Raw genomic sequence first — 15,741 nt, 5'->3', positions numbered from 1 at the left:
AGAATCAATAGTAAAAATGAAAAATAAAGCTTCTGTTTCTCTCATCAGAGCGGGAAATAAATGGCCTTTCATACTGGTAACGAGCCTGTTCTTTTTATGGGGATTAGCCAATAATATGACCGACACCCTACTGGCTGCCTTTAAGCGAATCATGAGTATGTCTGACTTTCAGACCTCATGGATCCAACTGGCATTTTATGGGTCGTATTTTTTACTGGCTTTACCAGCGGCTGTTCTTATTAAGAAATACTCCTACAAAAGCGGAGTATTGACCGGCCTGGGACTATTCATAATAGGAGCTTTACTTTTCTATCCGGCGAGTATTACCATGGCGTATGGCCATTTTCTGGCCGCTTTATTCATTTTAGCGGGAGGTCTTTCTATTCTGGAAACGGCTTCCAATCCCTACATTATTGCCATGGGGCCTGAAGAAACCGGTACTAGAAGACTCAATTTGGCGCAATCTTTTAATCCTATTGGTTCCATAACCGGTGTTTTACTGAGTAAAATTTTCATTTTGAGCCATCTGAATCTTTCCAGCGCCGAGGAGCGGGCACAGATGGGTGCAGAACAGTTAAAGACCATACAATCTGAAGAATTAACTTCTGTCATGGGGCCTTACGTGGGAGTGGCCTTTATTTTGGTCATCATCTGGTTAATGGTGAAATTCACAAAAATGCCCAGAGCTTCGGAAGTTTTTGCGAAAGTAGAACTGGGACCTAGTATCAAGAGATTGTTGAAGAATAAGAATTATTGCTGGGCAGTAATAGCGCAATTCTTCTATATGGGAGCACAAATTGGCGTTTGGTCTTTCACTATTCGCTACGTGATGCAAGAACTTAGTTTGAATGAAGATGATTCTTCGACTTATTACCTGGCCTCGCTTATTCTTTTCTCCTTGTGCCGTTTCGTTTTTACCGGTCTTATGAAATATTTTACTCCCAGGGCATTGCTTACAACTAGTGCTGCGCTAGGCATCATCAGTACCCTTATTGTGATCTACGGAAGTGGTATGACCGGAGTGATCGCGCTGGTTTGCATCTCGGGTTTTATGTCTTTAATGTTTCCCACTATTTATGGCTTAGGAATGATGGGACTGGGTAATGACGCTAAAATTGGAGGATCTGGCTTAATAATGGCCATTTTGGGAGGAGCCGTGCTTACCGCTGTTCAGGGACAGGTTTCAGATACGACGCAAAGTATAAATATGGCATTTTTCGTACCGCTTATTTGTTTTGTAGTGGTGGCAGTTTATGGTTTCATTCAGAAAAACCTGGAAAAAAAAGAGTCGAAAGTTAAAGTGGCAGGAGCATGAAAGGAAAGAAAAATTACGTGATCGGAGTAGATTTTGGAACCAGTTCGGTCAGAGCCATACTGGTAGATACCGAAAATGGCCATTTTTTAAGCTCTTCTGAATTTGCTTATCCTCGCTGGAGTAAAATGGAATTTTGCAATCCTTCCAAAAATCAGTTCAGGCAACATCCTAAAGATTACCTGGAAGGCCTGGATCATGTTGTGAAAGATTGTATTGCCAGTTGTTCTGCGGAAGTGGTAAAGAATATTTCAGCAATTTCTATCGATACCACAGGTTCTACGCCCGTGGCAGTGAATGAAGAGGGAATTCCTTTAAGTCTTTTATCCGAATTTGAAGAAAATCCTAATGCGATGTTCTTCCTTTGGAAAGATCATTCGGCCGTTGCTGAAGCAGCGCGTATCAATGATATAGCACAGAAAGATTTTCCCGAAATTTTGAAATTTTCAGGCGGTATTTATTCTTCTGAATGGTTTTGGGCAAAACTGCTTTATGTTTTAAGAAATGATGAGGCTGTAGGAAAGGCTTGCGCCAGTTGGGTAGAACATTGTGACTGGATGCCATTCCTGCTAACCGGCCAGACGCAGGGGAAAACTATGAAAAGAAGTGCCTGCGCTGCGGGCCATAAGGCTCTTTGGGCACAACAACATGGAGGATTACCTTCCGCAGCATTTCTGAAAAAGGTAGATCCTTTACTGGAAAGATTTGCAGGTTTATATACTGAAGTTCATACTTCTGATGAAAGTTCCGGAACCCTGACCGAAGAATGGGCAAATAAATTAGGTCTTTCAGAAAATGTAATGGTGGGTGTGGGCGCCTTAGATGCTCATATGGGTGCCGTGGGTGCCGGTATTCAGCCAAATTACCTGAGCAAAGTTATGGGAACTTCCACTTGTGACATGCTGGTTTCTCCGGTAGATTCTGGCTCAAACGCGGTGAAAGGAATTTGTGGACAGGCTGATGGCTCTATCATCCCGGGAATGATCGGGATGGAAGCAGGGCAATCGGCGTTTGGAGATATTTTTTCCTGGTTCACAGATCTATTATGCTGGAATGGGAAAAATGCTGAGCATACTTCCGAAGATCGCAAATCTGCAATTCTGGAACGTTTGTCAAAAGCAGCTGAGAAAATACCGGTTACAAGTGAAACAGAACTTGCGGTAGACTGGTTCAACGGAAGAAGAACTCCTGATGCCAACCAATTGCTTTCCGCAGGGATTATCGGTTTAAATCTCGGAAGTGATGCTCCGTCAATTTACAGAAGTCTGGCAGAAAGTACCTGTTTTGGAGCCCGGCAGATCGTTGAACGTTTCAGAACAGAAGGAGTAAATATCGAAGGGGTGATTGGATCTGGCGGAGTGGCGCAAAAATCACCATTTATTATGCAGATGATGGCAGATATACTAGAAATGCCTATCAGGATAAGTGCCTCCCAGGAAACGACAGCTCTTGGAGCGGCCATGTTTGCTGCGACCGTGGCAGGAGTCTATGGGGACGTTTCAAAAGCCATGGAAAAAATGGGTTTCGGTTTCAGTAAAGTTTATCTGCCAGACGAAGAAAAAAGAACCGTTTATGCTGCCAGGTATGAACGCTACAAAGAGCTTGCGGCATTTTTAGAAAACCAATTAACTAATTAAAACTATAACAATGAGAAAAGTATTACTTTTTATTTTACTGTTAGGAGCAATTTCTGGGCAATCTCAGGAAACTCGCGTAACAGGTGGCGATAAGCCCATTTATGAATTAAGGAATTACCAGTCTATGCGTATTTCCAGCTATGATAAAAGTGGCGCAAATGACGACGGAAACTGGAAAGAAAAGATCATGCCCGGTGACACCCGAACTATCGGGGAGGTGAATGGACCTGGGATCATCAAACACATCTGGTTCACTATCGCCAGCGGTGAAACCAATCACTTAAAAAAGATAGTAGTGAGAATGTACTGGGATGGGGAAGAAAACCCTAGTGTTGAGGCTCCTGTTGGTGATTTCTTCGGCTTGGGGCTGGGACGTTATTTTATGTACGATTCGAAATTTCTTTCCATTGGTTCACAGAAAGCGCTGAATGCTTCTTTTCCCATGCCTTTCAGAAAATCGGCAAAAATCACTATTACCAATGAAGGTGAGCGGCAGATCGATGCCTTCTATTATAATATAGATTGGGAAAAACATCAATCGCTGCCGGAAGATATTGGCTATTTTCATGCCCAGTACAGGCAGGCTCAGCCAACCGATGGCTGGACCGATGATTGGGAGGCTAACGGCCAACCAAAGATCAATAACAAACCAAATGCTGATGGGGATGGTAACTATGTGATTATGGAAGCTGAAGGGAAAGGCCAGTTTATAGGAGTTACTCACAGCCTAATTCAGAATCAGGGAGACTGGTGGGGCGAAGGAGATGATATGATGTATATAGACGGAGCCGAAAAACCACAGATTCACGGTACCGGTGCTGAAGATTATTATCTGGGCGCCTGGTGTTATGGAGGCTGTGGGATCAATCCTTTTGGAGATGCCAAACCAACCTTTAATTATTCCGAATATGGAAACCCTTTGAACGGAGGTGATGATCGGGGCGCCGAATGGATGGTTTACCGTTTTCATTCCGAATCACCTATTGTATTTAATAAGTCGATTAAAGTAACCATTGAACATGGCCACGCCAATCACCGTTCAGATAACTATTATACTGTAGGATATTGGTATCAAACAGAGCCGCATAAACCATTTCCAAGCTTACCGGTAGTTGAAGATCGAATCCCAGATCTTATAAACACTGGTGGCCCAACACGCGGAAAAAATTAAAATATTTTAGATAGATAATAATAATTTTTTAAATTTAAACGATTAAACTTGGTAATTAAATAAAATAGTAGTCTGCTTTTTAACAAAATGAAATTTAACGCTATTTTTTTAAAAATAAATTTAATCGATTAACTAATTCTTAAAATTGAATCTTATGGAGCACAATTTCAAAATGGGAACACTAATTTTTACGGTACCCAGATCAAAATTGAATTTACTCATTGGGGCAGTTTTTATGCTTTTCTCGATTAATTCAGCATTATTTGCCGGCACGAAGCCATTGTATCAGGAAACCATATCCGGTACCGTTATAGACAATCAGGGCTTGCCTCTTCCCGGTGTAACAATTATAGTAAAAGGTACCAGTAATGGAACCAACACTGATATGGATGGAGCCTATTCCATAGAAGCGGAGCCGGGAGATATTCTGGTTGCTTCTTTTATTGGTTTTGAAACCCAAGAAATTCCTGTAGAAAATAGGAGTACCATCAATTTTACCATGGCCGAAGGCACCAATGAACTGGATCAGGTAGTGGTAGTAGGATATGGTACTACTAAAAAAAGTGATATCACGGGTGCGATATCCTCATTGAATGATGACGATTTTAACAAAGGTGCTCAAACTTCAATCAATGAATTAATACAGGGAAGGGCAGCTGGTGTACAGATTACACAGGCTGATGCTGAACCAGGAGGTTTGTTTTCTATCAAGATCAGGGGATCTAACTCGATAACAGGTGGTAATGAACCGCTATATGTTATAGACGGATTACCTGGAGCACCTTTAAATGCTCTCAACCCCGGTGATATTGCCTCTATAGAAATTTTGAAAGACGCCTCAGCAACAGCAATTTATGGTTCGAGAGGCGCCAATGGTGTTGTGATGATCACAACCAAGAAAGGAAAAGCGGGTAGGTTTTCAATTAATTACGATGGTTATTTTGGAGTACAAAATGCTGCTAAAACGCTGGATCTCTTAAATGCGGATGAATATGTTTCGTTTATAAATGGTATTCAAGCAGATCAGGGACTTGAACCAATTTATACTGAAGAACAGCTCGCAAATGTTGGAGAAGGAACTGACTGGCAGGACGAGATTTTAAGAACAGCCTATCTGCAAAATCATCAACTTTCGTTTTCAGGAGGTTCAGAAGATACGGGATATTATGTCTCACTTGGTCATTTTGATCAGCAAGGTATTGTTATCAACACGGGTTTGAAAAGAACCACTGGTAGAGTAAACATAGATCATAGTACAGATAAGTTTAACTTCGGGCTTAATTTAAGTACTAGTTTTGTAGCAGATGAAAGCGTGCCAAGAAGTGTGTATGGAATTAATGCTGATGCGGGTGTTATAGCTACTGCTATTCAGTTCGATCCTCTTCAGAGAGTTTATAATGAAGACGGTAGTTACGCCGAAAGTTCCAATTTAGATTTAGATAATCCAGTAGCACAGGCTAATACAATTACGAATGTTTCTGAAACGAACCGTACTTTCGGAAATGCATTTGTAGAATACGAGTTTGTTGATAATTTAAGCGCTAAACTTAATGTAGGTAGTGATCGTAGAACATCCAGGTTTGATAATTATATTAGTAAGGTTACCAAAAGAGGACAAAGAACAAATGGCGCTGCAAATGTTAGTGCAACCGAAAATAATTCGAATTTATTGGAATTAACGCTTCACTATCAAAATACATTTCAGGAGAAACATCAGCTTGAAATATTAGCCGGTTATACTTATCAGGATTTTGTTAATAAAGGTTTTAATGCAGGCAGTCAAAATTTTCCTACAGATGCCTTTGAAACTAATAATCTTAGTGCCGGCGACAGAGAAATGTATGCTGTAGGATCTTTTAAGAATGAGAATCAGTTATTATCTTATCTTGGGCGACTTAATTATACTTATAATAACAAATATTTACTTACTGCTTCTTTCCGGGTTGATGGTTCTTCAAGGTTTGGGGAGGACGAAAAATATGGATATTTTCCATCAGTTGCTCTTAGCTGGAAACTTGCTGAAGAAGATTTTATTGATAGGTTAAACACTTTTTCTACCCTAAAGCTCCGTACGAGTTACGGAATTACCGGTAATCAGGCAATTGGGAATTATAATTCTTTAGTTCTTTTAGGTACGGCGGGCAATGCTACATTTAATGGTCAGCAATTCGTTGGAATAGCACCAATTCAACTTGGAAATCCTGACTTGAAGTGGGAATCTACGGCACAGTTTAATGTGGGGCTTGATTATGGTTTCCTTCGAAATCGTATTACCGGTTCCTTAGATTATTTTAAGAAAAAAACTTCAGATTTATTATTGCAGCTACCAATTCCTTCCACTTCTGGATTTACCACATCATTACAAAATGTAGGTGACACAGAGAATAGTGGATTTGAATTTTTAATTGATTCTAAAAATTTGGTGGGTGATTTTACCTGGTCCACCTCACTTAACTTTTCTACTTTACAAAATAAAGTTACCAGTCTTGGTGAGTTACCATTCATTCTACAGGGTAATATTCGTTTTATTAATGACCTTACAATACTTCGGGAAGGCTCTCCAATTAATAGTTATTACGGTTACCGGACCAACGGTGTTTTTCAAAATCAAAGCGAGGTTGAGCAATCAGCACAACCAAATGCGAGTCCTGGAGATTTGCGTTTTCAGGATTTAAACAATGATGGTCAAATTACTCCAGATGATCGGACCATTTTGGGAGACCCTTTTCCAAATTTCAATTTTGGTCTCAGCAATACATTCACCTATAAAGGTTTTGATCTCAGCATATTTTTTAATGGAAGCACCGGTAACGAATTACTTAATTTCACTAAAATAGATTCTGAAAATCCTATTTCCTTTCTACGGAATAGACAAGATTATGTATTGAATAGATGGACTCCTGATAATCCTACCAATGAAAACCCTTCCTTTATCAGCAATAATTTGGCTAGGGCCCTGAATGATCGAGTTGTTGAAGATGCTTCATATGTGCGCTTAAGAAATGTAAATTTTGGCTATAATTTTCCTGGGCTTTCAGTTAAAGGTTTAAATAGCCTCTATGTTTATCTTACTGCCCAGAATTTATTCACGATTACTGACTATAGTGGATATAATCCTGAAGTAAGTAGTTTGGGAGATTCCAATCTTAAAGTTGATTATAACGCTTACCCGGTTTCCAGAACATTTACTATGGGAATCAAATTAGGTATTTAAAATATATATTATGAAAAATATGAAATCCAAATATTTAATTCCTGTTCTACTTCTTTTTATAATAACAGGATGTAGTGATGCGCTTGAAGAAGAAACTTTTTCTTCTCTCGGGCCTTCCAATTTTTACACATCCGCCGAGGATGCCGAATCGCTTCTAAATGGGGTATATGCCAATTCCCAGGGATATCGAGATCTTTTGCGTGATTACCTCGCACTTGGGGAAATGACAACTGATGTTTTGATAGAAAGAGGAGGTGCCATTAACGCAACAACTCAACCAATTGAAGATTTTGAGTTTGACGCAAGCCATCCTTATTTTCAGTTTTTATGGACCAGAAATTATAGTGCAATTTATAGGGCCAATGTAGTGATTGATCAGGTTCCGGCAATTGAAATGAACGAAGATAGAAAGGCGGAAATTATCGGAGAAGCAAGATTTTTACGAGCTCTGAATTATTACCAGCTTTATTACAGGTTTGGTCCTACACCATTAATAATTAACAGTGAGACTTCTGTTACCGACAGGCCAGAGAGAGCAGGTGAAGAAGAATTCTTAAATTTTTTAATCAATGAATTTCAAACAGCGGCAAACTCATTGCCCACTACACAAATGCAATATGGTCGGGCAACAAGCGGTGCTGCCTTAGGATTTCTTGCAAAAGTCTATTTAAATGATAAACAATGGCAGCAGGCTGCAGAAACAGCGCAACTTGTGATCAATAGCGGAGTTTATGATCTTTATATTGAAGGTAGCAGGGAACAACTCTTTGCATTAGAGAATGAGGGTGATAATGAATTTATTTTTGTTATTCCTTATGCCGATAATCCCAATAGAGATTCAGGTAATACTTATTTAAGTCATGCTGCTCCTCCTGGCTATCAATTCCAATTTCCTCCAAAAGTGAATTTTGCGGCGCAATTTAAAACTCGTTCTGAATTTATTGATATGTTTAGCGACGAAGATCAACGACTTAATTCATTTGTTTTTGAATATCAAAACCTGGCCGGTGAAACTGTTACTTTGGGACAAGATGATGTAAGAAGCTTTAAATATCCTGAGGATCCAAATGGAGTTGGAGACGTTAGTGGAAATGATTTCCCATTATTGCGGTATGCCGATATTTTACTTACCAGAGCAGAAGCTCTTAATGAAATACAGGGGCCAAATCAGGAGACCATTGATTTAATTAATATGGTAAGAATCGCAGCTGGAGTTCCACAAATAAGCCTAAGTGACTTTTCAGGGACTACATCATTGAGAGATTTTATTTTTACTGAAAGAGGGCGTGAATTTTTTACTGAAGCCCTAAGAAGACAGGACTTGATCAGGCAGGGCACTTTTATTAGTAAGGCTTTAGCAAGAGGTAAGGCGGCACAAGATTTTCAAGTACTTTTCCCAATACCGCAGTCTGAAATTGACAAAAACTCAAATTTAGAACAAAACCCGGGCTATTAAAACGAAAAATTCGGAAGTTGTGATCAGAGAAATTATATAGATCATAACTTCCGTTTAATAATCCAGTTCCAATATTATGTGTCAAAAATTTCAGAAATTTTTAATATTGATCACTTTCTTTACAGCTTGTGGTGTTGATCATCATCAAGAGAAAGAACTTGCCTATACAGATTTGGTGGACAGGCTTATGAATATGAAATCACTAGCAGTTTTACCAAAAAAGGGAGAGAAAAGTGCTATGTGGTCCAGCTACGATAGGGATAGTAAAATTGACAGGGCAGGGAATTATATAGATTGGGCTGCGAATATTGATGGTTTGCGGCCGCAATATATCAGGAAAGAAGGAGAAAATGAGGTGCTAGCAGAGATGCAGGGGCCGGGAGCCATTGTGAGAATGTGGTCTGCCAGCCCCAAAAAAGGAAAAGTAAAAATCTATATAGATGACCAAGAACAGCCGGTTATAGACGAATCTTTTATAGACTATTTTAAACCCAGTATTCCTGCATTTGATTTTAGCGAACTGGTCTATGAAACCAACGCCAAAGGTTTCAATAATTACGTTCCAATAACCTATAATAAAAGTTGCAAGATCGTTGCAGAACCGGGTTGGGGCCAGTATTATCAGTTCAATTACATCACTTTTCCAGAGGGCACCAAACTGGAGGTTTTCAATCCTGAACTGGCAGATTCTCACCAAAAAGCTTTATCTGAAGTAAATTCCTTTTTTAAGCAAAATATGGGAGAGTCGCCATATGCCGAAGAGGGTTTTAAAACCACTTCGAAAACCGTTTCCCTAAAACCTGCTGAAAAAAAATCGGTAGTTCTGGAAGGAACCGGAGCCATTGCCGAATTACGCATAAAAATTCAGCATAAAACTGCTAAAAATTTCCCCGAACTGCTTCGCAAAACCAGTATCAGTATAAAATGGGATGGGAGTGAAGAATCGGCGGTATGGTCACCTCTGGGTGATTTCTTTGGTACATCGCCCGGCTGGAATGAATATCAAACACTTCCCATGGGAATGACCAAAGACTGGATGTATTCTTACTGGTATATGCCTTTTGAAAAGGGGGCAGAATTAATCTTTGAGAACGAATTTCAGGAACCGGTTAACCTGCAGATAGAAATCAAACATGAAAAGCTTACTGACAATATCGAAAATTACGGCAGGTTTCATGCCAAGTGGCACCGTGATCTAAAACCCTTACCAAAAGAGCGCTGGCCAGACTGGCGTTTGCTGGAAACTGAAGGAAGAGGACGATTTCTGGGAACACACCTGTTAGTCTGGAATCCCAAAGGGGGCAGTTGCTCTCTCGGCGGCCCGGGTTATTACTGGTGGGGAGAAGGAGATGAGAAATTCTTTGTAGATGGCGAAACATTTCCTTCTACTTTCGGTACTGGAACCGAGGATTATTTTGGTTATGCCTGGTGCGACCCATCAGAGTTTGAACGTGCTTTCCACAGCCAGACACAGGATAACGACAATATGGGTTACCAGCCGGTAAATCGCTGGCATATTATTGATAATATCCCTTTTCAGCAATCTTTTCACGGGTATCTTGAAAAATATTTTCCTAATGAGTGGCCCACCCAGTACGCCGCCATTGTATATTGGTATTTGGAACCGGGAGGAGAAGATAATTTGGAAGAAGTTGCCATGAATGATCGTTATGGCTACGAAATTCCTTTTGAAGTTTTCCGAAAGGATTCAACCCGGGTGGTGGAAGGGGAGAATATGAAGATCGTTTCAAATTCGGGAGGATGGGGAACCACTGAAAATTTTGCCAATGAAAAGCTGTACAATACAGTGAGCGGCCATAAGATCCTGCTATGGTTTCCGCAGAAAGATAAAGAAAACAGCCTACAGGCCCAATTCGCCTGGCCACAGTCTGGCCACTATACCATTTACGCTAATGTGGTGAAAACCGATAAAGGTGGTAATTTTGATCTTTTTCTGAATCAGAAAAAACTGGGCAGTCTCGATTTAAAAAGTCGCGATACGCTCACTACCAAAAAGGTTTTGCTGGGGACGATTAACCTCAAGGCGGGAATTCAGAACTTGAAAATTGAAGCCAATGGCGAGGTAGTAGATCATCCACAGCCCATCAAACTGGATTATCTGGAATTTGAAAAAAAATAACATCATGAAGAAAATTATAGGATTATTGATCCTTTTAATACTGCCGTTATATGCGGTTTCACAGGAGTTATATGAACTTCCTGAAAATACAAAGACACGCTGGTCCAGTTTTGAGAACAGCGGTGCCGAAAAAGGAGCCGGAGCCCTAGAAAATAAGGGTGCCAAAGGCCATCCTTTTCATCCAATCAAGGCAGGAGGCAGCGTGACATTGTTAGATGTGCAGGGAAGCGGCACCGTGAGAAGAATATGGTTAACGATCAATGATCGCAGTCCAGAAATGTTACGGTCTTTACGAATCAATATGTATTGGGATAATAGGGAAGAAGCAGCCGTCTCGGTTCCCCTGGGAGATTTCTTTGGAATTGGACTTGGACAGCGTGTGCCTTTTGAAAGTGAACTTTTTGCAGATCCCGAAGGCAGGTCTTTTTTATGTTTTATACCCATGCCTTTTGCTGAAGGAGCAAAGATCACCGTCAGCAATGATGCGGATAAGGACCTGAAGGCGATTTTTTATGACGTGAATATTACCAAAGAAACTCATGAAACTCAGGAACTACTTTATTTTCATGCTTACTGGAACCGTGAATTGAATACCAAATTAGGAGAAGATTTCCAGATCTTACCGCCTGTTCAGGGTAAAGGCCGGTTCTTGGGCACCAATGTAGGTGTGGTGACAGATGAAATGTATGAGGATTCCTGGTTTGGCGAAGGAGAAGTAAAGATTTATTTAGACGGAGATACCACTGCGCCAAGCCTGGTAGGCTCGGGAACTGAAGATTATGTGGGTACGGCATACGGCCAGGGAGCTTATTCCCAACGCTACCAGGGTTCCTCCATAGCCGATCCCGAAAATGGCAAATTTGCCTTTTACAGGTATCACATTCCAGATCCTGTATATTTCTACGAAGGTATTAAAGTAACCATACAGCAAATTGGAGGTGCACCTCAGGATAAAGTAAGGGAATTCCTGAAAAATGGAGCAGAATTGCAGCCCATCACCATCGATGCTGAAGATCGGTTTTACAAACTTTTAGAAAATGAAAGAGCCATCGATTTCAGTAAAAAGGATATTCCCCAGGGCTGGACAAATTTCTATCGCAGCGATGATGTTTCGGCGACGGCTTATTTCTATTTAAACAAGCCTGTGAACGATTTGCCAGCTTTACAAACTGTAAAAACACGTACACAAAATCTTCAGAAAAAATAAAAAATAATGAAAAGAGGAAAAATGTTGCAAGTAAGATACACTTTTATAATGGCCGTTCTGACAGTTTTATTACTGCCAGCAACCAGCCTGAACGCTCAAAATACAAATAAAAAAAAGCCTAATGTCGTTTTTATTTATGTAGATGATCTTGGCTTTGGAGATATCGGGGCTTATGGCGCTACAAAAGTGCAGACGCCAAATATTGATAAATTAGCTTCTCAAGGAAAAAGGTTTACCGATGCTCACACCGCATCTGCCGTTTGTACGCCGTCCCGTTATGCTCTGATCACCGGCGAGTACCCGGTGCGTGCCAATAATCTTTCCAGTGCGATTTTTGACAGGGATTCTCTTTTGATTAATCCCAATCAATTCACCTTGGCCGATTTGTTCAAAGAACAGGGATACGCCACAGGAATTGTGGGGAAGTGGCATTTGGGTTTTGGTACCAAAAAACCTGTAAACTGGAACGAAGAATTGAAACCCGGACCTTTAGAACTGGGGTTCGACTCGTATTTCGGGGTGCCAGTTCTCAACAGCCATCCACCTTTTGTATATGTGCAAGATCATAAGGTTGTTGGTCTTGAAGAGGACGATCCTTTTGTTTGGGGAGAGGAAGCAAATACACGCCCTTATCCCGAAAAATGGAATCGTGGCGACCAGAAAATTGGCGGTGCCGATAAAGCTCATTCTTTATATATCGATGAAAAGGTTGGAACAACCCTAAAAGATTCGGCTGTAGCATTTATAAAACGTCATAAAGAAGATCCCTTTTTTCTTTATTATGCTACCACTAATATTCACCACCCGTTCACTCCCGCCAAACGTTTTCTGGGTGAAAGTGACGCGGGAAGGTATGGAGATTTCATTGCCGAGCTGGACTGGCTTGTAGGTGAAGTTATGAATACTCTGGATGAAGAAGGCTTACGAGAGAATACGATCGTAGTACTGACCAGTGATAACGGGGGAATGTTAAATCGTGGAGGGCAGGATGCCTTTAAAATGGGACACCATATGAACGGTGATTTGTTCGGTTTTAAATTTGATGCCTGGGAAGGAGGTCACAGGATTCCTTTTATCATACGGTGGCCCGGTAAGGTGAAGGCTAATACGGTTTCAGATCAATTGATCAGCAGTAATTTAGATATGGTCGCCACTTTCGCATCACTTTTCAATAGAAAATTGAAGAAAGGAGAAGCGGTAGACAGTTATAATGTGATGCCTATTTTCCTGGATGAAACCAGCAAGGAGATTCGGAATGAAATGATGATCGCTCCAAACGATTTGCGCAATATGGCTTTAAGAAAAGGGGAGTGGATGTATATTTCGGCCCAGGGCGGCGGAGGTTTTAATGCAGAATATCGGGGAATGCACGATTTTGGAGGTGCTTCGGCTACAACTTTCACCAATGAGAAGAACAGCGATATTGAAAATGGAAAAATCAAAGCTGATGCCGCACCCGCCCAGCTTTACAACCTTAAGGAAGATTTGAGGCAAACAGAAAATCTTTATAATAAATATCCAGAGAAAGTAAAGGAAATGAAGAAAGAGTTGGAAAAAATTAAGAATTCTAATCAAACAAGACCTGCTAATTAATTTAGAATGAAAAAGATATTTATTGGTTTGGGGATAGTGAGCTATTTATCCTTTATGGTTTCATGTAATAAAGGAGATACGCAAACAGATAATAAATATTCAGAACGGCCAAATATTATTTTTATTATGGCCGATGATCATGCATTTCAGGCGATTAGTGCCTATGGTCATCCGCTTAGTAAGCTTGCTCCAACACCGAATATTGACAGGATAGCCCGGGATGGCGCGCTGTTTTTAAGGAATTATTGTACCAATTCACTCTGCGGTCCTAGCCGGGCGACCATCCTTACCGGGAAATTTAGCAATGAAAATGGTTTTCGAATGAATGGGGATCAGTTCGACGGTTCCCAGGTTACTTTGCCAAAAGTCCTTCGAAAAAATGGGTATAATACGGCAATTATCGGGAAATGGCATTTGGGGACGATTCCTACTGGCTTCAATTACTACGATATTTTAAACGATCAAGGCCATTATTATAATCCTGATTTTATCAACAATGGGGATACTACTAGGGTTCAGGGTTATACCACTGATTTGATCACTGAAAAAAGTATTGATTGGATTAAAAAACAAAAAGATTCGAGTAAACCATTCTTTCTTATGGTTCACCATAAGGCCCCCCACAGGAACTGGATGCCACCCGAGCGTTACTATAATTTATTTGATTCTACAGAATTTCCTTTACCCAAGACGTATTTTGAAGAATTTGATTCCACACAGATCGCCGCTCAGGACCAGTTGATGACTATTTATGAAGATATGTATGAGGGCTATGACCTGAAAATGACTTTAAAAGAAGGAAGTCCAGAACTGGCGCATGACCCGTGGCATAATGAGTTCAGCCGCATGACAGAAGCCCAGCGTTCCAGGTGGGACAGCGCCTATCAGATAAAGAACGACGCTTTTCACAAAGCAAATCTAAAAGGAAAAGAACTTGCACGCTGGAAAGGTCAGCGTTTTTTACAGGAATATTTAGCTACTGTAAAAGCGGTGGACGATGGCGTGGGAAAAATCCTGGATTATCTTAATGAAAACGGACTGGATGAGAATACCCTGGTTGTATATACTTCTGATCAGGGTTTTTACCTGGGTGAAAATGGCTGGTTTGACAAGCGTTTTATGTATGAAACCTCTTTCAGAATGCCACTTTTAATGCAATATCCTGGTCGCATAAAACCTAATTCCAAGATCAATGCGATGACGCAGAACCTTGATTTTGCCGAGACTTTTCTCGATTATGCCAATGCCCCGGTTCCTGAAAGCTTTCAGGGTCGCTCCTTAAAACCTCTTTTGGAAGGAGAGGTTTCAGACGAAGAATTTAGGAAGGCGCTCTATTATCATTATTATGATTTCCCAGCTTTCCACATGGTCAAAAAGCACTACGGGATACGGACCGATCGTTATGCGCTTATGCATTTTTACGATAATATCGACCAATGGGAAATGTATGATATTCAGAAGGATCCTGAAGAAAAAAATAATATTTATAATGTTGATAAATATTCTGAGATTCAAAAAAGGCTTCATCAAAAGCTGGATTCCATTAGGAAAAATTATAAAGATACAGCCGATTTTCAGCATTCTACAACCCAGCAGGTTGATCGTGCTTATGAAATGTTTTCAAAGATAAAAGGAAAAGATTCCGGCTATTATATGCGAAAGCACTAGTTAGATTATATTATCTGGAGAATTAATAATATTAGCGTTATTAGAATTTTGAAATTTATAGCAATAATTTTGAAAAATGTTTCGTGCAGATAAATTAACTAACCTTGACTTTAATTATAATCACATTTATATGAAGTATGTTGAATAACTTCAGAGGGTATGACCATTTTTAAACTTTGTGTACTTAAAATACTGTGAAGAGATTCAGAAAATTTGGTTATCGGATTGGTCTCGCTTTAACAATGCTTAAAAGTAAATCTTTTTTTTAGTTTTAAAATTACAATTCATTATAGCAAAATTGAAGCAATTCGATAAAATTGATTTTGCTCATTTTTTAGAATTT

At 40.1% G+C, this 15,741-nt stretch carries 9 protein-coding genes; all 9 read left to right on the top strand.

Features of this window, described 5'->3' with window-relative positions:
• Nucleotides 1-16: 16 nt before the first annotated feature.
• Entirely contained in the window at nucleotides 17-1,315 is a 1,299-nt protein-coding gene (fucP, locus tag L1967_RS11815; protein WP_249601832.1) for an L-fucose:H+ symporter permease, read from the top strand.
• Complete coding sequence (locus tag L1967_RS11810) at nucleotides 1,312-2,949, top strand: ribulokinase (protein ID WP_249601831.1); 1,638 nt, start codon at nucleotides 1,312-1,314, stop codon at nucleotides 2,947-2,949. Before fucP ends, L1967_RS11810 begins: the two co-directional genes overlap by 4 nt.
• 10 nt (nucleotides 2,950-2,959) lie before the next feature.
• Complete coding sequence (locus L1967_RS11805; protein WP_249601830.1) at nucleotides 2,960-4,120, top strand: glycoside hydrolase family 172 protein; 1,161 nt, start codon at nucleotides 2,960-2,962, stop codon at nucleotides 4,118-4,120.
• 154 nt (nucleotides 4,121-4,274) lie between these two features.
• Nucleotides 4,275-7,334, top strand: a complete 3,060-nt coding sequence (locus tag L1967_RS11800) for a SusC/RagA family TonB-linked outer membrane protein (RefSeq protein ID WP_249601829.1) — start codon at nucleotides 4,275-4,277, stop codon at nucleotides 7,332-7,334.
• A 10-nt stretch (nucleotides 7,335-7,344) separates the two neighbouring features.
• Complete coding sequence (locus L1967_RS11795) at nucleotides 7,345-8,790, top strand: RagB/SusD family nutrient uptake outer membrane protein (RefSeq protein ID WP_249601828.1); 1,446 nt, start codon at nucleotides 7,345-7,347, stop codon at nucleotides 8,788-8,790.
• Nucleotides 8,791-8,896: 106 nt separating this feature from the next.
• The gene (locus tag L1967_RS11790) at nucleotides 8,897-10,930 is read left to right on the top strand and encodes a DUF2961 domain-containing protein (protein WP_249601827.1); all 2,034 of its coding nucleotides are present in this window, start codon (nucleotides 8,897-8,899) and stop codon (nucleotides 10,928-10,930) included.
• 4 nt (nucleotides 10,931-10,934) lie between these two features.
• Nucleotides 10,935-12,137 carry a glycoside hydrolase family 172 protein gene (locus L1967_RS11785; RefSeq protein WP_249601826.1) on the top strand — a complete coding sequence of 401 codons (1,203 nt, stop codon included), beginning with the start codon at nucleotides 10,935-10,937 and terminating at the stop codon, nucleotides 12,135-12,137.
• 6 nt (nucleotides 12,138-12,143) lie between these two features.
• Nucleotides 12,144-13,730 carry a sulfatase family protein gene (locus tag L1967_RS11780; RefSeq protein ID WP_249601825.1) on the top strand — a complete coding sequence of 529 codons (1,587 nt, stop codon included), beginning with the start codon at nucleotides 12,144-12,146 and terminating at the stop codon, nucleotides 13,728-13,730.
• Between the two features lie 6 nt (nucleotides 13,731-13,736).
• The gene (locus tag L1967_RS11775) at nucleotides 13,737-15,398 is read left to right on the top strand and encodes a sulfatase family protein (RefSeq protein ID WP_420856415.1); all 1,662 of its coding nucleotides are present in this window, start codon (nucleotides 13,737-13,739) and stop codon (nucleotides 15,396-15,398) included.
• Nucleotides 15,399-15,741: the final 343 nt, after the last annotated feature.

The sequence above is a fragment of the Zunongwangia pacifica genome, from assembly GCF_023499215.1.
Lineage (GTDB): Bacteria > Bacteroidota > Bacteroidia > Flavobacteriales > Flavobacteriaceae > Zunongwangia > Zunongwangia pacifica.
The sequence above is the reverse complement of the archived record's forward strand: the minus strand, read 5'-3'. Positions and strand labels throughout refer to the sequence as shown.